Origin of the sequence: Faecalibacillus sp. H12 (genome assembly GCF_013361255.1) — a bacterium.
Classification (GTDB): Bacteria; Bacillota_I; Bacilli_A; order Erysipelotrichales; family Coprobacillaceae; genus Faecalibacillus; species Faecalibacillus intestinalis.
The window spans coordinates 68468-89626 of sequence record NZ_JABWDK010000007.1 but is presented as its reverse complement, the minus strand read 5'-3'; the positions used below and the strand labels follow the sequence as shown (position 1 = coordinate 89626).

The following is a 21159-nucleotide window of genomic DNA, read 5'->3' as shown; positions in this document are numbered from 1 at the left end:
AAAAGAAACAACAGCCAGAATTCTAGCTGTTGTTTTTCAATGACAATTATTAGAAGTCCATCCCCCTAAAGTTGTCCCCTAAAGTAGACCCCCAAAGTTGGGACCCCTAAATTATTTGAATAGCCCAGCATAGGTGATTACTTTTTTTGTTCATTTTTGGTTTAAATAAAAAACAACTCTCATTAAACAGAGTTGTTTTTAAAAAAGCCTCCTTCCTAAACACAAGTAAAATCTCTATATATTAAACTGAGAACAATAAATGTGTTTTTAGGCTGTTTCTCAGATTCTCGTTTAATGTGTGTCGGTAGTGAAATATCTTTTTTTAAATTTTATTTGTATAGAGATTTCACTGTTATTTTATATGAAATAGGTTGATTTTTGCTTGTTTAGGGAAAATTAAAGAAATAGTGGGAAAATCGTTAAGAAATATGCTAAATATTCTATTGAAAGAGATAAATATCCAGGGATAAGGGTATCATTTTAAATAATAAAATAGTATAATATCACAAAATGAGGTGGAATCATGGAAACAGTTTTGGTAGAAAAAAAGAACATAAACGAGGTTGTTGAATTATTAAAACAAGATGAGGTTGTGGCTTTTCCTACCGAGACTGTTTTTGGCTTAGGTGTGAAGTTTGGAAATCTTTCGGCACTTGAAAAAATTTATGAAATTAAACATAGAAGTCATAGTAAAGCAGTATCTTTGATGATCTATGATTCTCAAGATATAGAAAAATATGCTTATGTAAATACAAATGCTCAAAAATTGATTGATGAATTTATGCCGGGAATGATAACTCTTGTTTTAAAAAAGAAATCAATTTTATCAGATGATTTTACAGCGGGATTAGAAACGATAGGTATAAGAATACCTGATGATCCATTTGTATTAGAATTATTGAAAAGAGTAGGGCCAATGTTAGTAACAAGCGCTAATATTTCAGGTCAAGAGACACTTTTAAATGATTTAGATGTGTATCATGAATTTAATGGGAAACTAAAGATGATCGTCAAAGGAAAATGTCAAAATACTCTAGCAAGTACAGTGGTAAAAATTGATGATGATGTAACAATATTACGTCAAGGTTGTATTAGTGAAGAAAAAATCAGGGAGGTATTGAAGTGAAAATTGCAATGGCATGTGACCATGGTGGTCTCAGATTAAAAAATGTATTAAAAGAAGATTTAGAAAAAAATGGTTATGAAGTTGTAGATTTTGGTACATACACAGAAGAAAGCTGTGATTACCCAGATTATGCTTCTAAAGCAGCAAAAGCTGTTGCTGATGGAACGTGCGACAAGGGGGTTGTCGTATGTGGAACTGGAATTGGTGTCAGCATTACTGCCAATAAAGTAAACGGAATTCGTTGTTCATTATGTCATGATGTATTTAGTGCAAAAGCAACACGTCAACATAATGATTCAAACATGTTAGCAATGGGGCAACGTGTTATAGGGGAAGGCTTAGCTTTAGAAATCTTACATGCATGGCTTGAAAGCGAATATGAAGGCGGAAGACATGATGCAAGAATTCAAAAAATGATGGCTTTAGAAAAGGAGTAATAAATTATGAAAGATACACAATTATTTGAAAGTGTTGAAAGAGAATTAAATAGACAAAGAAATAACATTGAATTGATTGCTTCAGAAAACTTTGTTTCTGAAGAAGTATTACAATTAGCTGGATCAGTTCTTACAAATAAATATGCTGAAGGATATCCAGCAAAAAGATATTATGGGGGATGTCAATTTGTTGATGAAGTTGAAGAACTTGCAAGACAAAGAATTTGTGAAATCTATGGGGCAGAACATGCTAATGTTCAACCACATAGTGGGGCACAAGCAAATATTGCAGTTTATTTAGCTTTATTACAACATGGAGATAAAGTGTTAGGAATGTCACTTGCTGATGGAGGACATTTAACACATGGACATCCATTGAACTTTTCAGGAATTAACTATGAATTTTATAGCTATGGTGTTTCAAAAGAAACAGAAACAATTGATTATGAAGCTTATAAAAAACAAGTAGAAGAAATTAAACCAAAACTCGTTGTTGCTGGAGCAAGTGCTTATAGTAGAATTATTGATTTTGAATTTATGGCTAAAGTTGCTCATGATAATGGCGCATTATTTATGGTAGATATGGCTCATATCGCTGGACTTGTAGCTGCTGGTGTTCATCCATCACCATTTCCATATGCTGACATTGTGACAACAACAACACATAAAACATTAAGAGGGCCTCGTGGTGGTGTCATCATGTGTAAAAAAGAATTTGCTGCAGATATTGATCGTGCAGTTTTCCCAGGTATGCAAGGTGGACCATTAATGCATATTATCGCTGCTAAAGCACAATGTTTCTATGAAGTACAACAACCAGAATTTAAAGACTATGCAAAACAAATTATCAAAAATGCTAAAGCAATGGAAAAAGTCTTTAAAGAAGAAGGGTTCAGATTGGTTGCTGGAGGAACAGATAACCACTTATTACTTGTTGATGTTAAAGCAAGTTGTGGTATTTCTGGTAAAAAAGCACAACGTTTACTTGATGAAATCAATATTACAGCTAATAAAAATGCAATTCCTTTTGATACAGAAAAACCATTCAAAGCTTCAGGAATTCGTATTGGAACACCAGCAATGACAACAAAAGGATTCAAAGAAGAAGACTTTGAAGAAGTTGCTAGAATTATTGCTTATCGTTTAAAAAATGAAGAAACAGACGAAATTAAAGAAGAATGTTTAAAACGAGTAGCAAAACTTACTGAAAAGGTCACAATGTATTCAAATATTAAATATATCTAGGAGGCAAATATGTCAGTAACAATATTAGATCATGCTTTAATTCAACATAAATTAACAATTATGCGTGATAAAAATACATCAACTTATATTTTTAAACAAAACTTAGATGAAATTGCTAAACTTATGGCATTTGAAGTAACACGCAATGTTTCATTAAAAGATAAAGCAATTGAAACACCTGTTTGTCCAATGGTGGGAAAAGAAATGGATCAACAAATTATTCTTGCACCTATTTTACGTGCAGGAATTGGTTTAGTTGATGGTTTTAGAGATATTATTCCAACAGCTAAAGTTGGACATATTGGAATGGAAAGAGATGAAGAAACTTTAATTCCACATGAATATTATGCTAAATTTCCAAAAGGTCTAGAAGATGCTTTAGTCATTGTTTTAGATCCAATGCTAGCAACTGGTGGAAGTGCTAATATGGCAATTGAAAATATTAAACAAAGAGGAGCAAGAAAAATCAAACTTGTTTGTTTAGTAGGAGCACCAGAAGGAGTTAAAGCGATTCAAGGAGCACATCCTGATGTTGATATTACACTTGCAGCATTAGATGAAAAATTAAATGAGCATGGTTATATTGTTCCTGGACTTGGAGATGCCGGAGATCGTTTGTTTGGAACAAATGAATAATAAAGAGAAGCTTTTTAAAGATTTGCTTTATGCATTGACGTTATCAGGTAAAATATTTGGAACTTTAATAGCTGGCGTCATATTGGGTTTATATTTGGATAGTATATTACTAACCAAACCTCTTCTGACGCTAGTATTTCTTGTTTTAGCGTTTATAGAAGTGATGAGAACATTATTAAAAGGTGGAAAATCATGAATGAAAAGTTAGTTTTTAAGAAATCATTTTTTATTTTTTTGATAGGTTTTATCGTTTTTTCAATTATTGGTTTGATGATGAAATCTTTCAGTTATTCGCTAGGTTTTTTGCTTGGATATTTATTTAATCTTGCAATTTTTTATGTTATTATTATCACGTCTGATATGATATTGAACTTAAAAAGATCTACAAGTTTAATTATCTTATTAAATATAGTCAAACTTGCAATTTATGCGATTGGTTTTTTAATTGCTATTTTTATTCCAAAATGGTTTAATCTGATAGGTGTTCTTTTTGGATATATGGTCATTAAAATAACCATATATATTGTAAGTTATCAAATGAAGGGGGTGAAAGGGTGAGTAACTTCTTAGATTCTTTACAGGTAGAATTAATCTTTTCATTGATTATTATGGTGGTGATGGCTATTTTCTTTATTTATGCCGGAAAAAAATTTGCAACTGCTGATCCAACAGCAAGACCTAAAGGTGTTGTTTTAGTTGTTGAAACAGGTGTTAAAATGATTTACGACTATTTAAAAAGTATCATGCCAAAGAAATTTGAAAAGAACTATTATCCATACTTTGCAATGCTCTTTGCATATTTGGTCATTGCGAACTTAAGTGGATTATTAGGATTTGAAGCACCAACTTCAAATTATTCTATTACTCTTGCATTAACAACAATTACATTCTGTTTAATTCAGTTTAATGCAATCAAAAAACAAGGATTATTATCTTACATTTGGGGTGCTGTATGGCCACCAACAAACTTATTAAGTATTCTTTCGCCATTGATTTCGTTATCAATGCGTTTATTTGGGAATATTTTAAGTGGATCGATCCTTATGTATTTAGTTTATCAATTAACAGGTTACATTTCAGGGTTATTGATCAACTTTAACTTTTTAGGACCAGTGATTGCTCCTTGGCTACATTGTTATTTTGATGTCTTTGCGGGATGCATTCAAACATTGGTATTCGTTACATTATCATCTATCTTGATAATGATGGAAAATCCAGATTAAGTTCTTTACTAGCTTGCTAGTTAAGATATAAATGAAAAATGAACTATTTTTTAGGAGGAAAAAAATTATGGTAAAAGGTTTAATTGCTATTGCAGCAGGTCTTGCTGTATGTGCAGGTTTAGGAACAGGGATTGGTGAAGGGATTGCTGCTAGTAAAGCTGTAGAAGCTGTTGGTAGAAACCCAGAAGCTGAAGGTAAAATCCGTACTATGATGATCTTAGGGATTGCCTTATCAGAAACAGTTGCCATCTATGGTTTATTAGTTTCTTTAATCTTATTATTCGTATATTAATAATTGAAAATCTGACAAAGGAGGAATAAAGATGCCAGATATAGCAGGAAAATTATTCCCTAATCTTACAACACTGATTGTTCAATTATTATCTACAGGAGTTTTGTTACTTATTTTTAAGAAGTTTTTATGGAAAAATGTCATGGAATATTTTGCTAAAAGAGCAGATTACATAGAATCTACAATCAATGAGGCAAAAGAAATGAACGAAAAAGCTTCTACAAATTTAGAAACAGCTGAAAAAGAAGCACGTGAAGCTGCCAGCAAATATCGTGAAATTCTTGATCAAGCAAAAGATGATGGTCAAAAAGTGAAACAACAAATTATTGACCAAGCAAACGAAGAAGCAAGAGCTAAAATTGAACAAGCACAAAAAGAAATTGAAACAGAAAAGAAACAAGCTCAAGCAGATATGAAACAAGAAATTGTGGATGTTGCTATTGAGGTTGCAACTAAAGTGATGAACAAAGAAATGAATGAAGAAATCAACAAAGGATTAGTAGAAGAATTTGTTGATGATGTGGTTAACTAATGAGTGTTGTTGGCGATAGATATGCTGAATCTTTATTTGATTTAGCGAAAGAAGAAAATAAAGTCACTCAATATCTTGATGACATCAAATTAGTTGGTGAGGTTCTAGATAGTGATCCTCAAATTGTTCAATTCTTTAATCACGTTCTTATTGAAAATGATAAAAAGATTCAATTATTGGATCAATCATTTAAAGGGAATGTTGATCAATATGTTTTAAATTTCTTAAAACTATTAGTGCAATCAAGAAGAATTCGTTATATTGATGATATTGTTAAATCTTATATTAATTTATCAAATCAATATTTAGGTATAGAAGAAGGTATGATCTATACACCTTATGAATTAACTGATCAACAAATTCAAGATATAGAAAAAGCAATCAGTCAAAAAGAAAACAAAAAGGTTACTTTAAAAGTATCTATTGATCCATCATTATTAGGTGGTATTAAAGTTCAAATTGCTAACCGTATTTATGATGGAACAATTAAAAATAAAGTAGAAATGCTTAAAAAAGAACTATTAAGAAAGTAGGTGGAAATAGTGGGGCTTAGACCAAATGAAATTAGTGCTTTAATTAAAGAACAAATTAAGCATTATGACGATATCATTGAACAAAAAGATGTCGGAACAGTCGTGACTGTTGGTGATGGTGTAAGTGTTATTCATGGGTTAGATAATGCCATGTTAGGTGAATTATTACTTTTCCCAAATGATGTTTACGGAATGGTCATGAACTTAGATGAAGATAGTGTAGGAGCCGTACTACTTGGATCTGAAAGTACGATTAAAGAAGGAGACGAAGTTAAACGTACTGGAAGAATTATTGAAGTCCCTGTCGGGGATGAAATGTTAGGAAGAGTTGTTAATCCATTAGGACAAGCAATCGATGGTCAAGGTGAAATCAATACTGGTAAAACTAAACCAATCGAACGTGTTGCTAGTGGTGTAATGACAAGAAAATCAGTTGATCAACCATTACAAACTGGTATTACATCAATTGATGCTATCATTCCTATCGGTAGAGGTCAACGTGAGTTAATTATCGGTGACCGTCAAACAGGTAAAACTGCAATTGCTATTGATACAATTTTAAACCAAAAAGGACAAAACATTTATTGTGTTTATGTTGCTATTGGACAAAAGAATTCAACGGTTGCACAAGTTGTTGAAAAATTACGTCAAGGTGGAGCAATGGATTATACATGTGTTGTTTCTGCCGGAGCGAGTGAACTTGCACCAATTCAATATATTGCACCATATGCTGGATGTGCAATTGCTGAACATTGGTTAGATGAAGGAAAAGATGTTTTAATTGTTTATGATGATTTATCTAAACATGCGGTAGCTTATCGTACAATGTCGTTATTATTAAAAAGACCACCAGGACGTGAAGCTTATCCAGGGGATGTCTTCTATTTACATTCAAGATTACTTGAACGTGCTTGCCGTTTAAATGAAGAAAATGGTGGAGGATCAATTACTGCTTTACCAATCATTGAAACACAAGCTGGGGATATTTCAGCATATATTCCAACAAACGTTATTTCAATTACTGATGGACAAATCTTCTTACAACAAGAATTGTTCAACTCTGGATTTAGACCAGCTGTAGATACAGGATTATCTGTATCACGTGTAGGTTCTACTGCACAAATTAAAGCGATGAAACAAGTATCTGGTTCATTAAAACTTGAACTTGCTCAATATGCAGAAATGCAAGCTTTCGCACAATTTGGTTCTGACTTAGATGCTGCTACTAAAGCAACATTGGATCATGGGGCAAAAGTACGTGAAGTATTAAAACAAGCACAATACTCACCACGTAGTGTGCCAACACAAGTCATTACTTTATTTGCATTAAAATATGGTTATACAAAACAAATAGCTGTAGAAAAAGTAAAAGAATTTATGGATGGTTTAGTAGAAAATATTCAAATGTCTCATCCTGAATTTATTACTGAAATAGAAACTCAAAAAGTGATTTCAAATGAATTAGAAGCGAAGATGAAAGAAGCAACAGGCGCTTATGTTGATCAATTCTTAAAAACACAAGGGGCTAACTAATGCCTGGATCAATGCAAGAAATTAAGCGTCGTATTAAATCCGTTGAATCTACTAAAAAGATTACAAAAGCAATGGAATTAGTTGCGACATCTAAACTTCGTAAAACAAGAAATCAACTTGATGAATTAAAACCTTATTATCAAGGTGTTAGACAAACATGTGCAGAAATTTTAGCTTCTAATAAAGGGTTAAAAGATTCTGCCTATCTCGCTGAAAATAAAGTAGATAAAGATGTTTATATTGTTATTTCTTCAAGTTTAGGATTATGTGGTGGATATAATGCCAATGTCTTTAAAGAAATTAGTCAACAAATTAAAGATGAAGATTATGTTTACTCAATTGGAAGTAAAGGAACAAATTATTTCCGTAGAACGCATCAAGGACCAATCAATACTGATTTTGCTTCATTAAATTCAACATTAGCTTTTGATGAAGTGACTAAATTAGTAAAAAGTGTCACAGATCTTTATATTAATAAAGAAGTGGGAAGTATAAAAATCATTTATACTGAATTTGTTAATAACTTAACATTTAAACCACGTACAGTAACACTTTTACCAATTGATACAAATGAGTTTGAAAATATTGAAATTACCAATAAATTCACTATTTTTGAACCAAGTCCTGAAGAAGTTTTAGATAGTTTAATACCAATGTATTTACAAGCTGTCGTTTATGGCTATCTTGTTGAAAGTGTGACAAGTGAAAATGCGTCACGTAGAACTTCAATGGAAAATGCTACAGATAACGCAGAAGAATTAACAGAACAATTATTATTAAAATACAATCAAGCTCGTCAAACAGCAATTACTAATGAAGTTAGTGAAATTGTTGCTGGAGCTAATGCGCAATAAGGAGGTCAATATGGCAAATATTGGGAAAATAATTAGTGCCCGTGGGCCAGTTATTGATATTGCATTTGCTAGCGAAGATAAATTACCTCGATTAAATACAGCAATTCGTATTCAAAATGGTGAAGAAGAATTAGTCGTAGAAGTTGCTCAACACATTGGAGATGATGCAGTAAGATGTATCGCCATGGGACCAACTGATGGGGTAGTAAGAGGAATGGATGCTGTTGATACAGGTCACCCAATTTCAGTTCCAGTAGGAAATGATACATTAGGACGTATGTTCAATGTTTTAGGTGAACCAATTGACGGTAAAGGTGAATTAGGAAATGATGTTCCACGTATGCCTATCCACAGATCTGCGCCAACTTATGCAGAACAAATGACAACTACAGAAATCTTTGAAACAGGAATTAAAGTTGTAGACTTAATTTGTCCTTTTATCAAAGGTGGTAAAATTGGGTTATTCGGTGGTGCCGGAGTAGGTAAAACAGTATTGATCCAAGAATTTATTAACAATATCGCAACACAACATGGTGGGTTATCAGTATTCGCCGGTGTTGGAGAACGTAGCCGTGAAGGTAACGATTTATACTATGAAATGAAAGAAAGTGGCGTTTTATCTAAAACATCACTTGTCTTTGGACAAATGAACGAACCACCAGGAGCACGTTTACGTGTTGCCTTAACTGGTTTAACAATGGCTGAACAATTCCGTGATGGACAAGGTCAAGACGTGTTATTATTCATTGATAACATCTTCCGTTTCACACAAGCAGGTTCAGAAGTTTCTGCCTTACTTGGACGTGTACCATCACAAGCAGGATATCAACCAACTCTAGCAACTGAAATGGGTGCTTTACAAGAACGTATTACATCAACTAAAAAAGGATCAATTACATCAGTACAAGCGGTCTATGTACCAGCCGATGACTTAACTGACCCTGCACCAGCAACAACATTTGCTCACTTAGATGCTAAAATCGTTTTGGATCGTTCAATCGCTGCTTTAGGTATTTACCCTGCAGTAGATCCACTTAACTCTTCATCAAGAGCCTTAGATCCATTAGTTGTAGGTAAAGATCATTATGAAGTAGCTCATGGTGTTCAACAAATCTTACAACGTTATCAAGAATTACAAGATATCATCGCAATTCTTGGGATGGATGAATTAGGTGATGAAGATAAATTAATCGTTGCACGTGCAAGACGTGTACGTAACTTCTTATCACAACCATTTACAGTAGCTAGTCAATTTACTGGTTTAGATGGAAAATATGTCCGTGTAGAAGATACTGTTCAAGGATTTAAAGAAATTCTTGAAGGTAAATGGGATCAATTACCTGAACAAGCATTCCATAATGTTGGTACTATTCAAGAAGCTGTAGAAAAGGCTAAACAAATCGAAAATGACTAAATTTAAGCTAAAAATCATTACACCTCAAGGTATTTACCAAGAAGTGGAAATTGATCAGATAAATCTTGATACAACTGCTGGACAAATAGGTATTTTAGCTCATCATATTCCACTAGCAAGTGGTGTGAAAGTGTCTCAAATGAATTATATTATTGATGGAAAAAGAACATATTTTTCTGTCGCAGGTGGTTTCATTTATGTAAATGAAACAGAAACAACTTTAATTGCTAATGCAATTGAATCACAAGAAGAAATTGATTTAGAAAGAGCACAAGAGGCAAAAAGAAGAGCTGAAGAAAGACTTAAAATACAAAACAATGAAATCGATATGTTAAGAGCACAAGCAGCTTTGCAACGTGCAATTACACGTATTCATGTCAAAGGTTTATAGAGAAGAACTTCCATTCTTCTCTTTTTTTTGTATAATAGTTTTAAGGAGAAAAAGGGAATATGAAAAAGAAGTTTATAGGAGTTATTGGGATTGTTATCGCGGTGATGGTGGGAGGTATTTATTATCTTACACGAGCAGAAAAAATGGAATTATCTTTAAAAAATAAAAAAGAGATTATTGTAGAATATGGAAATACAGTTCAATATTCATTTGATGATCTCATTCAAACAAAAGACATAGATAAAGATAAGTTGAAAGAAATAAAAAAAGAAACAAAAATAACAGACAATCTAAAAAATGAAGATCAAAAAGATTATCCAGCAATTGGAAACTATACAATAAATATTAAATATCAAGATCAAAAACTAAAAAAGAAAGTGATTGTTAAAGATACTACAGCGCCTGTTTTTAATGAAATAAATGAAGTTTCATTTGAAGAAGGAACAGAAAATTATGATTTTAATCAAGAAATCAAAACAACAGATTTAAGCAATATTGATTTACAATATGATTTATCTTCATTAGATATAAATAAAGCAGGGGATTATCAAATAAAAGTATTTGCGAAAGATAGTTCAGGAAATCAAGCAGAAAAAGAAATAACTGTACATGTAAAAGAAAAACCTAAACAAGAATTATCAGCAGCTAAGATTTATCATGGCGGAGGAAAAGTGATTTGTATTGATGCAGGACATCAAGCACGAGGAAATAGTTCATTAGAACCTAATGGACCAGGTTCATCGACAATGAAAGCAAAAGTGACAACAGGGGCAACAGGATGTGTAACGGGGAAAACAGAATCACAAATCAACTTAGAAGTGGCACTTAAATTACAAGAAGCTTTATCAAATCAAGGTTATACTGTGGTTATGTGTCGTACATCACAAAATGTCGATTTATCTAATGTTCAAAGAGCTCAAATGGCAAATGAGGCAAATGCAGATGCATTTATTCGTTTACATTGTGATTCAAGTGAATCATCTTCTCCTACAGGAACGTTGACACTTGCGCCTTCAACTTCTAATAGATATTGTGCAAGTATTGCAAGTCAATCACAATCACTTTCAAAAAGTATTGTGAATAATATTTGTAAGGCAACAGGTTCTAGAAATAGAGGAGTTTCAATTGTTGATAATATGACAGGTTTAAATTGGTCAAAAGTGCCTGTTACTATTGTAGAAATGGGATTTTTATCAAATCCAGGAGAAGATCGATTACTTTCAAGTGAGGATTATCAAAATAAAATTGTTCAAGGAATTGTAAATGGAATTGGCGAATATTTAAGTTAAGATTAGGAAAAGAGAAAAAAGGAATGGAAAAAGTTACATTAGGAAGAACAGGAATTACAGTGAATCGTAATGGTTTTGGGGCATTACCAATTCAACGAGTAACTGGAGAAGATGCAATAACAATTTTAAGAAAGGCATATGATCAAGGAATTCGTTTTTTTGATAGTGCAAGATGGTATAGTGATAGTGAAGAAAAGCTAGGAAATGCATTAAGCGATGTTAGAAAAGACATTTATATTGCAACGAAGACAGGATCTACTACAGTAGAAGGTTTTTGGAAAGACTTAGAAACAAGTTTAAATAATTTAAAAACAGATTATATTGATATTTATCAATTTCATAATCCTTCATTTTGCCCTAAACCAGGAGATGGTACAGGTTTATATGAAGCAATGTTAGAAGCAAAAGCTCAAGGAAAAATACATTTTATAGGTTTAACGAATCATCGTTTACCAGTAGCTATAGAAGCTTGTGAAAGTGGGTTATATGATACAATTCAATTCCCATTTAGTTATTTAGCAGATCAAAAAGATATTGATTTAGTAAATAGATGTAAAGAAAACAATATTGGGTTTATTTGTATGAAAGCTTTATCAGGTGGACTTATTAACCGTTCGGATGCTGCTTATGCATATTTAGCACAGTTTGATAATGTTTTACCAATTTGGGGAATTCAAAAAGAGAGTGAATTGGATGAATTTATTTCATATCAAACAAAAGCACCAGAACTTACTCAAGAAATTCAAGATTTAATTGCTCATGATCGAAAAGAATTAGCAGGAGATTTCTGTAGAGGATGTGGTTATTGTATGCCTTGTCCTAAAGGAATTCAAATCAATCAATGTGCTAGAATGTCTTTAATGTTAAGAAGAGCACCAGCAGCAAGTTGGCTTAATGATCATTGGCAAGCAGAGATGAAAAAAATTGAAGAATGCTTAAATTGTGGTAAATGTAAACAACATTGTCCATATCATTTAAATACTCCTGAATTATTAAAGAAAAATTATGAAGACTACAAAACATTTTTAAAATAAAAAAATAGGGTGTGCTACAAAATGTAGCGCATCCTATTTTAGTATAATCTACGACAATTATAAATATGACGATAGAAATAACTTCCTGGAGCAACTGATGTTACTTTAACACACTGATCAGGATATTGACCCACTGTCCCAGATCCTTTACCAGAGGCATGAACCATATTACCATTACCAATATAAATTCCAATATGAGCGACACCACTTCCATAATTGAAAGTAATGACATCACCAATTTGTAAATTACTATAAGAAACAGCTTTACCACTACCAGCATATCCAGCAGCAGTTGTTCTACCTATTTTTACGCCTGCTTGATTATGTGCCCAGTAAACAAGTCCAGAACAATCAAAATAATTTGGTCCACTTGCTCCCCAATAGTAGCGTTTACCTTGTTTAGATAAAGCATAGTTAGCAATACTTATTCCTAATGTTGTACTATCTTGAGATGGTTGAGAACCATTGTTAGTTGTATTATTATTCGAATTATTGTTTGAATTATTACCTGTATTGTTATTATTATTTGAATTTGAAGTTTGATTATTGTTGTTACTGTTAGATGGTTTTGGTGTAGGAATCTGACTGACATGACCTACATCGTCTTTTTTAGATTGTTCATAGAATTCTGTTAATGAGGCATCAATTGCTTCACTACGACTTGCAGCAACATTTGCATCAACTTCAGTTGCAGCAATTTGTTTTCTTTGTTCTTCTAATAATGTTTCATATTGTACTTGAATAGCAGCTTGTTCTTTCTTTTGTTCTTCTAAAACAACTTTTGCGTTTTCTAAAGTAATTTTTTGATTTTCAATTTCCTTTTTCTTTTCTAACATTTGAGCAATTAAATCTTGATCACTTAAAGTAAGTGTGTTGAAACTATCTATTCTAGATAACATATCAGTAAAATTATCAGCCCCAAATATATAATTGATAAAAGTATTTTCATTCATATAAGACTGCATGACATACATACGATCTTTTATTTCTTGATTATCTTTATCTATATCTGCTTGGGTATTTTGTATAGATGTTTCAACATATTGAATTTCAGCTTCTTTAGATGAAATGTCAGAATTTAAAGAATTAAGTTTCTTTTGTACACTATCTAATGTTTGAGTTGTACTTGCTGCAGCACTTTTTTGATTTTCTAAATCTTTTTTTAACTTTTTATTTTTAGCTTTGAGATAGCTGTTAAATTCTTCGCATGTTTTTTTATTACTATTTGTTAGTTTTCCACTTGCACATAGTGACATATATTTTGCTTCATCTTTTGAAAAATCAATAGCTTCTACAGGTTTTATACAATAGCATGTTGATACAAGCATTGTAGATGCAACAAATCCTACAAAATATTTTTTAATTTTCAAACAAAACACCCCCTCGTATTATTTATACATCACTTTCTAAAAAAAGTAAATAAAAGTTGTTTTTATACAAAATAAAAACCTTTAAGCTTATAAACTTAAAGGTTTTAAGTCATTACTAATAAGGTCTAACTGCACAAGTAAATCTACTTACATTAGATGCAATCTTAACAACATCACCTGTTTGTGGTGCATGAATATATTGTCCATTACCAATATAAATACCTACATGTCCACTTTTCCATAAGATATCTCCTGGTTGAGCTTGACTTAATGGAATAATTGCTCCAGATTGACCTTGAGATCCAGAATAGTGATCAAGTGAAACACCCGCTTGTGCATAACACCACATAACTAAACCAGAACAGTCAAATGAATTAGGCCCACTTGCTCCCCATACATAAGGACAACCTAATTTAGAATAAGCAGCAGCTACAACTGTAGAACCATATCTATTTGTAGTAGGAACATTTGTAGATGGTCTAATAGTTGTAGAACCACTACTACCTGATGAAGATGGTTGAGTAACAACGACTGATGATAAGAATGAATCTAATGAACTTTGAGTATCAGAAATTTTAGATTGTTCACTTTCAGCAGATGCTAAATCTTTTTGTTGTTTAGCTAATAGATCTTCATATTGAGTTTGTAAAGTATATTGTTCGTTTTGTTGAGAAACAATATTTGCTTTTACTGTTTCAATAGTTGCTTTTTGAGATTCAACTTGCTTCTTTTCATCAGCAATTTTTTCTACTAATTCTTTATCGAATTGAGTGATTTCATTGACACTATCAATTCTTGAAAAGAAATCAGAGAAGTTTGAAGCACCAAAAATAAATTCAATATAACTATTACTATTATTGTATGATTGCATAGCATACATACGTTCTTTAACTTCGTTTTCTTTAGCTGTGATACTTGCTTCTAATGATTTAATTGAACTTTCTAAATAGTTGATTTCTTGTTGCTTTTGTTCAATTTGGTTATTTAAATCAGCAATTTTAGAAACAACGCTATCTAATGAACTTTGAGTATCAGAAATTTTAGATTTAGATTCATCAATAGAACTTTGTAACTGATTGTTTTTCTTTTTTAAGTATGAGTTAAATTGTTTACAAGTATTATAATTACTATTAGATAAACTTTTACTAGAACAAAGTTTCATATATTTATCTTCTTGTCCTTCAAAGTTTACCGCATGAACTTGACTTGTAGAACAAAAAAAGGATACTAACAAAGTAAAACAAATCATGGAGATTAAACTCTTTTTCATAACTATAATTCCTCCCGTAGCTATTATCTTATTTTTTTAACCAAAAGTAAATATAAACAACGATAATAATAACATTTTTGACATTATGACATATTTTATAATGAGGTGAAAAATTTTGGTAAAACATGGAATTGATGTTTCTAAATTTCAAGGGTTGATTGATTGGCAAGAAGTTAAAAAACATATTGATTTTGCAATCATTAGATGTGGGTATGGAAGTAATCTGGAAAGTCAAGATGATCCGTATTTTAAAAGAAATGCGGATGAATGTACACGTTTAAAAATCCCTTTCGGGGTTTATTTATATTCTTATGCAACCAATGAAAGAGAAGCTCTATCAGAAGCTAAACATGTATTAAGACTCGTAAAGGATTATCAAATGGCCTATCCTGTTTATTATGATTTAGAAGATAATAATACAACAGGAAGACAAAGTAATCAAACAATAGCGAATATTGCACAAACATTTGCTCAAAGACTTGAACAAGAAGGTTACTATGTAGGAATGTATGCATCATTGTTTTGGTTTAGAACTAAACTTACAAGTCCAATCTTTAATGAGTATACAAAATGGATTGCAAGATATAATGATGAACTTAATTATGATGGAGAATATGGTATGTGGCAATATAGCGCTACAGGAAATGTTTTAGGAATTGATACAATGGTGGATCTAAATTATGCCTATAAAGATTTTCCACAAATCATCGAAGAAGGTGGTTATAATAATTTTTCTAATACGAATTTAACAAGGTATAAGATAGGCGATGAGGTAGAATTTCACCATGTATTTTTAACAAGTGAATCTACGCAACCATTAATGCCATATCGTCATTTTGGAATTATTACGAGAATTGTTCAAGGTGCTAGAAATCCCTATCTTATAGGACAAGATGCCGGCTGGGTCAATGATCAGGTCATAGAAAGAAAGATAAGATATTTAAGTGCACCTGATTATACAGGCAATAGTTTTACAGATGCATTGCGTTCTATTCAAGAAGATGCTTCTTTTGCTAATAGAACAAAATTAGCTAAATTAAATGGAATAGATAATTATACAGGTTCACAAAGACAAAATGATGAATTATTAAGATTACTTAAAGAAGGAAAATTAAGGACATAAAAAAAGAGCTTAGATTCTTTTTTCATAAGCTCTTCTTAAAGCACCACTTTTTAAAGTGATTTCTCCACAATATTTAAAACCATATTTAGTTAAAAAACTTTGCATAGAAAGATTATCATGATGTGTATCCATTCTAACACTATGATAATCTGGATACATAGCAACTACTTGATCTAAAATCGTAGAAGCTAATCCTTTTCCTTTATATTCATTATCAACAGCAATACGATGTACACATATATAAGGACAATTTAAAATCCATTTTCCTTCAATACGGTTATAAGCAGGTTCTCCATGAATCGTTACCATACACGTTCCTAAAATAACACCGTCTTCTTCTAAAACATAAGCTTCATTATTTTCTATATCTTTTTCAATTGTTTCTTCATTAGGATATCCATCTTGCCATTGATCAATATCATTATTTTTGAAATAAGTTTTTGCTTGATTAATAATGTCAATGACACGTGAAATATCTTCGATTTTCGTTGGTCTTAAAATCATTATTTTACCTCCCAAACATACTTTCCTAAATGATATAGACTTTTAGGTTGTTTGTCAAATTGTTTTGTTTACAAATCAAAAGCATTTGTTATAATAGCTGTATACAGAAGGAGGAAATAAAATGGTACTTGATCAAATCAAAGAAATTTTAAAAGATACAATGGATATTGATGAATCAAAAATTACTTTAGATGCTAAATTAAAAGAAGATCTAGAATTAGATTCATTAGATTCAGTTGAATTAATCATGTCTGCTGAAGAAGAATTTGGAATTGAAATTCCTGATGAAGACGTTATGAATTTTAAAACAGTAAACGATATAGTAAACTATATTGAAGAACATAAATAAAAGCTATAACAAGCATTTCGCTGTTATAGCTTTTTTTACTATTCTAAAATATATTTATCCATAAGTGTTTTATTTTTTTCTAAACATTTAAATAAGAATGCTCCAATAATTAAAACAATAAATTCACCAATGAAAACATAGAATGCATTAATCATAAATGGTAATTCTAAAGCTAGATAAAGTTCTAAACCAACGATTAAACCATTGACAACCCCACCAATTAAAGCTCCAGCAAAAACATTTTTAACATAATACATACCAAGACAAGCAATCAATGTTGCAGCTGTTCCAAAACAAATGTCATATAATCCCATTGGAGATGCAAGGTTTGCAAGCAAACATCCAATAGTAAGTCCTGGAATAAATTTCTTGTTGTAACATGCAAGTAAAACAATAATTTCAGTTAAGCGCATTTGCACTGCTCCATAAGCAATAGGTGAAATCAAAATTGTTAAAACGGCATAAGCAGCCCCAATCATGGCATTCATTACAATTAATTGTACCTTTTTATTATTCATTTGTAGTCCTCCTCTTCTAAAGTACAGTTAGAAGCCAGATAAAATAAAAAAGATGATAGAGCCATCTTCATTACTTATCCTTAGTTTTTTATACTGGGTTTGGCTCTCGAACCAGTCTTTGACATTATACTAAAACGGGTAGTGAAAATCAATATATTTTATTTTATAATAAAGGTAAGGAGATGATGATTATGTTATGTCCAAAATGTCATAGTTTACTAACAAAAGGAGCCAAATATTGTGATATTTGTGGAACAAGAATATCGCAAGAGGATATCCAAGTAGAAGAAGTAGGTTCAAGGGTTAAAAATAGAGAAAAACATAAAAAAGAAGTGCGTAAAAAAACTAAAATTATTATTTTAGGAATCATAGCACTTGTCGTGGTGATTGCTATGTTAGGATTTATTTTATTTTTTAAAGGAAATAAACCATCTTATTCACCAGATAATCTTGTTAGTCAACATGTTGAAAAACCATTACATTTAGAAAAAAGTAAAGTTACATTAAATATTGGAGATGAATATACCATTCAAACTAATCTTAAATGTACTTATCAATCGAAAAATGAAAAAATATGTATCGTAGATACAAATGGTAAAATTACGGCTTTATCATCAGGTAAGACAAAAATAATTTGTACTAGTGAATCTGGTAAAGAAAAAGCCCTTCAAGTTATTGTAAATGAAAAAATAGAAACAACAGTAGAAGAAAATACAGATGAGGATGAATATATATTTGCTCATAGTGATACAGAACTTCTTACAGAAGCTGATTTAGAAAATAAAGATGATTCTCAGTTACGGTTAGGACTTAATGAAATTTATGCTAGACATCATTGTACGTTTAAAACACCTGAGATTGCAGACTATTTTAAATCTAAAAGTTGGTATAGTGCAGATGAAACTTTGACATCAGAAATGATGAATAATCATATGTCAGAGTATTTTAATGAAATTGAATTAAAAAATATTTCCTTTATTCAAGCACATCGATGAAAATAATTTGCATACACTAAATCATAAATGAAAAAATATATGAAAATAGTTATCAAAATCTATAAATTTCATTTTCAATTCATAAAAGATATGTAAAATGAAAGTGTAATCAAAGAAGATTATAAAGTCATTCTTCTCTTAGATATTTTTTTGACAACTATATTCATTGAATGACGTAGGAAAAGTAAGCGACGCCCGTTTACTTTTCCTTTTTTTGTTCTTTGAAAAACAAGATGCATTAAAATGCCTGATCAAGTTCCACCAGGTGTATCTCGTGCATTCGAAGTTTTAGTACCAGCTACTTTAACATTGATTATTACTGCTTGTATTGGATCAGCATATTATAACATAACAGGTTTATATTTAAATGATATTATTAAAAACAGTATCCAAGATCCTTTAGGAAGCTTAGGTGCAACTGTTCCTGGTTTTATTGTTTTATATTTAGTAATCATGTTATTCTGGTTAGTAGGTATTCATGGTAATAATATGGTATCAGCTGTTAAAGAATCAATCTTTACTCCATTAGCACTTGAAAACGTTGAAAAATTCAACAGAGGTGAAAAAACAACAAACATTATTAATATGTATGCTATTCGAATGTGGGGTGAAATTGGTGGTTCTGGATGTACATTAGGTTTAGTTATTGCTATCTTTATTTTCTCTAAACGTGAAGATAACAAAGCAATCGCTTCATTATCATTAATTCCAGGATTATTCGAAATCAACGAAACAGTTACATTTGGTATTCCATTTGTATTAACATCAATCGTTCTTGAAATCGTAGGTTATGTATTAACAGTTATTGGATTCTGTCCAGTTGCATGTTTAACAGTACCTTGGACATGTCCACCATTGATCTTTGGGTTCTTGGCAACAGGTGCAAATATTATGGGTGCAGTAACTCAAGCAATTTTAATTGCAATTTCTGTAGTTATTTACACACCATTCTTAATTTCTTACGAAAAATATCAAATCAAACAAGCTGTAGAAGCTTAATAGAGCTTGGGAGAAATCCCAAGTTTTTTTATAATAAATAAAAAGTATGTTTAAAACACAACTAATCGCAAGTTGTGTTTTTGTATATAGGTAGCTATAATCTCTTCAAGGAGTGATGAAATATGGCTATTACTGCAACAAAAAGATTACAAGAAATTGTTGATTTATTAGATCAAAAAGGATATGTCAAAGCAAAAGAACTTTCCCAAAAATATCAAGTAAGTATGGAAACAATTCGTAAAGATTTAACTTTTTTAGAAGAAAAAGGAGTTGTTAAAAAAGAATATGGTGGAGCAACACTTGCAACGTTAGGAACAGAAAAAAATATCGAATTTAGAGAAAAACAAAAATATGATGAAAAAAAAGAAATTGCACGTTGTATTTCTTCAATATTAATGGCACATAATAGTATGATCATTGATTCAGGAAGTACTTGTCAAAGTTGTTGTTCATATATTAATTTAATGCCTTCAAAAGATATTTTTACGGTTTCTATAGGTGCATTTGAACAATTAGATGGAAATTTACATAATGTGTTTTTAACTCCTGGTAAAAAAAGAGAAAAAAATCAATCAATAGTAGGACATTGGAGTGAAGAATATCTAGATAAAGTTCAAGTAGATGTCTGTGTTTTAGGGACTTCTGGATTATTAAATAGTGATGGACCAACATGTCATTCCTATCAAGAATTAGGAGTTAAAAAGAAAATGATTGAAAAAAGTGATTATGTTTTTGTGGTTGCTGATAGTAGTAAGTTTCAAGAAAAAGGATTATATACAGTTTGTTCTTGGGAAGAAATCGATGGTATTATTACGGATCATCGCATCTCAACAAAAGTATATGAAGATTTAAGTCAAAAGGTTTCTGTTTATATTGGAAAAAAAGAATAAAAATTTTTCAAAATAAAAAGTGATTTTTTTAAGATATTTGAAAATAAATTATAAAGTATTCTATAACACTATTTATTGTTGTAAGAATATTTTATTTTTATATTGAGGTGATACTATGAGCTTACTTTATAAGTTAGAATATCAAGATAACTTTACAGATTTAGAAAAAGGTATAGCCAATTATATTCTTGATCATAAAGATTATATTGTTGATTTGAAAATAACAGATTTAGCTGAAATTACATATACATCACCATCAACAATTTCAAGATTTTGTAAAAAATTAGGTGAAAAAAGCTATAACGACTTTAGAATACATTTTGTCTCTTCAGTAATAGATGATTATAAATCTAAAACATATATCATCTGATCAAAATAGACATGCAATGCTTTCTAATAAAGATAGTGTTGCTATTGTGATTTCGTATTCTGGAGAGGAACAAGAGATTAAAAGAATTGTGAATTATATTAAACAAAAAGAAGGTACAGTGATTGCTGTTACTTCTATTAATGATAGCTATTTAAGAAAAATACAGATTATTGTTTAACGATATGTTCTAAAGAAAATATTTTTTCAAAGATAGGATCTTATTCATCAAAGG

The 21159-nt window shown here is 31.0% G+C and carries 27 protein-coding genes and 1 riboswitch; of the genes, 23 read left to right on the top strand and 4 right to left on the bottom strand.

What is annotated here, in order from left to right; translation table 11 throughout:
* The first annotated feature begins 523 nt into the window (after positions 1 to 523).
* The 16 genes from HUU89_RS07225 to HUU89_RS07150 all read left to right on the top strand — a co-directional run bounded on the left by HUU89_RS07225 (position 524) and on the right by HUU89_RS07150 (position 12539).
* Positions 524 to 1126 (top strand): L-threonylcarbamoyladenylate synthase, encoded by a 603-nt coding sequence (locus tag HUU89_RS07225; RefSeq protein ID WP_117814126.1) that lies wholly within the window; start codon positions 524 to 526, stop codon positions 1124 to 1126.
* Positions 1123 to 1563, top strand: coding sequence for a ribose 5-phosphate isomerase B (gene rpiB, locus HUU89_RS07220; protein WP_032090888.1), 441 nt, complete (start codon positions 1123 to 1125; stop codon positions 1561 to 1563). Before HUU89_RS07225 ends, rpiB begins: the two co-directional genes overlap by 4 nt.
* Before the next feature lie 6 nt (positions 1564 to 1569).
* Entirely contained in the window at positions 1570 to 2808 is a 1239-nt protein-coding gene (gene glyA, locus HUU89_RS07215) for a serine hydroxymethyltransferase (RefSeq protein WP_175301396.1), read from the top strand.
* Positions 2809 to 2817: 9 nt separating this feature from the next.
* Entirely contained in the window at positions 2818 to 3444 is a 627-nt protein-coding gene (gene upp / locus HUU89_RS07210) for a uracil phosphoribosyltransferase (RefSeq protein WP_175301395.1), read from the top strand.
* Positions 3428 to 3640 carry a hypothetical protein gene (locus HUU89_RS07205; protein WP_032090885.1) on the top strand — a complete coding sequence of 71 codons (213 nt, stop codon included), beginning with the start codon at positions 3428 to 3430 and terminating at the stop codon, positions 3638 to 3640. The genes upp and HUU89_RS07205 overlap by 17 nt, the downstream gene beginning before the upstream one ends.
* Positions 3637 to 4002, top strand: a complete 366-nt coding sequence (locus HUU89_RS07200) for an ATP synthase subunit I (protein ID WP_147580455.1) — start codon at positions 3637 to 3639, stop codon at positions 4000 to 4002. The genes HUU89_RS07205 and HUU89_RS07200 overlap by 4 nt, the downstream gene beginning before the upstream one ends.
* Positions 3999 to 4667, top strand: coding sequence for a F0F1 ATP synthase subunit A (locus HUU89_RS07195; protein WP_022001941.1), 669 nt, complete (start codon positions 3999 to 4001; stop codon positions 4665 to 4667). Before HUU89_RS07200 ends, HUU89_RS07195 begins: the two co-directional genes overlap by 4 nt.
* 67 nt (positions 4668 to 4734) lie before the next feature.
* Entirely contained in the window at positions 4735 to 4959 is a 225-nt protein-coding gene (gene atpE, locus HUU89_RS07190; protein WP_022001942.1) for an ATP synthase F0 subunit C, read from the top strand.
* A 31-nt stretch (positions 4960 to 4990) separates the two neighbouring features.
* Complete coding sequence (atpF, locus tag HUU89_RS07185; protein WP_117828582.1) at positions 4991 to 5491, top strand: F0F1 ATP synthase subunit B; 501 nt, start codon at positions 4991 to 4993, stop codon at positions 5489 to 5491.
* A complete protein-coding gene (locus HUU89_RS07180) occupies positions 5491 to 6024 on the top strand; it encodes a F0F1 ATP synthase subunit delta (protein ID WP_117851323.1) in 534 nt (177 codons plus the stop codon). The genes atpF and HUU89_RS07180 overlap by 1 nt, the downstream gene beginning before the upstream one ends.
* 9 nt (positions 6025 to 6033) lie before the next feature.
* On the top strand, positions 6034 to 7557 hold the full coding sequence (gene atpA, locus HUU89_RS07175) for a F0F1 ATP synthase subunit alpha (RefSeq protein ID WP_117782701.1): 1524 nt from the start codon (positions 6034 to 6036) through the stop codon (positions 7555 to 7557).
* Positions 7557 to 8411: an ATP synthase F1 subunit gamma gene (gene atpG / locus HUU89_RS07170; protein WP_032090881.1), complete on the top strand. Its 855-nt coding sequence runs from the start codon at positions 7557 to 7559 to the stop codon at positions 8409 to 8411. Before atpA ends, atpG begins: the two co-directional genes overlap by 1 nt.
* A 10-nt stretch (positions 8412 to 8421) precedes the next feature.
* Complete coding sequence (atpD, locus tag HUU89_RS07165; protein ID WP_022001947.1) at positions 8422 to 9825, top strand: F0F1 ATP synthase subunit beta; 1404 nt, start codon at positions 8422 to 8424, stop codon at positions 9823 to 9825.
* Positions 9818 to 10216, top strand: a complete 399-nt coding sequence (gene atpC / locus HUU89_RS07160; RefSeq protein ID WP_032090880.1) for an ATP synthase F1 subunit epsilon — start codon at positions 9818 to 9820, stop codon at positions 10214 to 10216. Before atpD ends, atpC begins: the two co-directional genes overlap by 8 nt.
* Positions 10217 to 10275: 59 nt before the next feature.
* The gene (locus HUU89_RS07155) at positions 10276 to 11505 is read left to right on the top strand and encodes an N-acetylmuramoyl-L-alanine amidase (protein WP_254697718.1); all 1230 of its coding nucleotides are present in this window, start codon (positions 10276 to 10278) and stop codon (positions 11503 to 11505) included.
* Positions 11506 to 11528: 23 nt separating this feature from the next.
* Positions 11529 to 12539, top strand: coding sequence for an aldo/keto reductase (locus tag HUU89_RS07150; RefSeq protein ID WP_175301394.1), 1011 nt, complete (start codon positions 11529 to 11531; stop codon positions 12537 to 12539).
* A 38-nt stretch (positions 12540 to 12577) separates the two neighbouring features.
* On the opposite strand, the gene HUU89_RS07145 is transcribed toward HUU89_RS07150, so the two are convergent.
* Together HUU89_RS07145 and HUU89_RS07140 are read right to left on the bottom strand one after the other, a co-directional pair.
* Complete coding sequence (locus HUU89_RS07145) at positions 12578 to 13918, bottom strand: NlpC/P60 family protein (RefSeq protein ID WP_227359575.1); 1341 nt, start codon at positions 13916 to 13918, stop codon at positions 12578 to 12580.
* Positions 13919 to 14024: 106 nt separating this feature from the next.
* Positions 14025 to 15179: an NlpC/P60 family protein gene (locus HUU89_RS07140; RefSeq protein WP_175301393.1), complete on the bottom strand. Its 1155-nt coding sequence runs from the start codon at positions 15177 to 15179 to the stop codon at positions 14025 to 14027.
* Between the two features lie 115 nt (positions 15180 to 15294).
* Here HUU89_RS07140 and HUU89_RS07135 point away from each other — a divergent pair, with 115 nt between their 5' ends.
* Entirely contained in the window at positions 15295 to 16302 is a 1008-nt protein-coding gene (locus tag HUU89_RS07135; protein ID WP_022001953.1) for a glycoside hydrolase family 25 protein, read from the top strand.
* 9 nt (positions 16303 to 16311) lie between these two features.
* On the opposite strand, the gene HUU89_RS07130 is transcribed toward HUU89_RS07135, so the two are convergent.
* On the bottom strand, positions 16312 to 16806 hold the full coding sequence (locus HUU89_RS07130) for a GNAT family N-acetyltransferase (protein WP_022001954.1): 495 nt from the start codon (positions 16804 to 16806) through the stop codon (positions 16312 to 16314).
* A 121-nt stretch (positions 16807 to 16927) separates the two neighbouring features.
* Here HUU89_RS07130 and acpP point away from each other — a divergent pair, with 121 nt between their 5' ends.
* Positions 16928 to 17155: an acyl carrier protein gene (gene acpP / locus HUU89_RS07125; protein WP_022001955.1), complete on the top strand. Its 228-nt coding sequence runs from the start codon at positions 16928 to 16930 to the stop codon at positions 17153 to 17155.
* Positions 17156 to 17193: 38 nt separating this feature from the next.
* Here the strand turns inward: acpP and HUU89_RS07120 are convergent, their stop codons facing one another.
* Complete coding sequence (locus HUU89_RS07120) at positions 17194 to 17673, bottom strand: QueT transporter family protein (RefSeq protein ID WP_147580459.1); 480 nt, start codon at positions 17671 to 17673, stop codon at positions 17194 to 17196.
* Positions 17674 to 17747: 74 nt separating this feature from the next.
* A riboswitch (PreQ1 riboswitch) is annotated at positions 17748 to 17794 on the bottom strand.
* A 70-nt stretch (positions 17795 to 17864) separates the two neighbouring features.
* On the opposite strand from HUU89_RS07120, the gene HUU89_RS14735 reads away from it, so the two are divergent.
* The 5 genes from HUU89_RS14735 (at position 17865) to HUU89_RS14945 (ending at position 21105) form a co-directional block, all read left to right on the top strand.
* Positions 17865 to 18668 carry a YARHG domain-containing protein gene (locus tag HUU89_RS14735; RefSeq protein WP_217498450.1) on the top strand — a complete coding sequence of 268 codons (804 nt, stop codon included), beginning with the start codon at positions 17865 to 17867 and terminating at the stop codon, positions 18666 to 18668.
* A gap of 243 nt (positions 18669 to 18911) precedes the next feature.
* A complete protein-coding gene (locus HUU89_RS07105) occupies positions 18912 to 19667 on the top strand; it encodes a PTS transporter subunit EIIC (protein ID WP_175301392.1) in 756 nt (251 codons plus the stop codon).
* Positions 19668 to 19789: 122 nt separating this feature from the next.
* Positions 19790 to 20557, top strand: coding sequence for a DeoR/GlpR family DNA-binding transcription regulator (locus HUU89_RS07100; protein WP_107029756.1), 768 nt, complete (start codon positions 19790 to 19792; stop codon positions 20555 to 20557).
* A gap of 115 nt (positions 20558 to 20672) precedes the next feature.
* Entirely contained in the window at positions 20673 to 20927 is a 255-nt protein-coding gene (locus tag HUU89_RS14950) for a MurR/RpiR family transcriptional regulator (RefSeq protein WP_254697717.1), read from the top strand.
* Positions 20896 to 21105 carry an SIS domain-containing protein gene (locus HUU89_RS14945; RefSeq protein ID WP_254697716.1) on the top strand — a complete coding sequence of 70 codons (210 nt, stop codon included), beginning with the start codon at positions 20896 to 20898 and terminating at the stop codon, positions 21103 to 21105. The genes HUU89_RS14950 and HUU89_RS14945 overlap by 32 nt, the downstream gene beginning before the upstream one ends.
* The last annotated feature ends 54 nt before the right edge of the window (positions 21106 to 21159 follow it).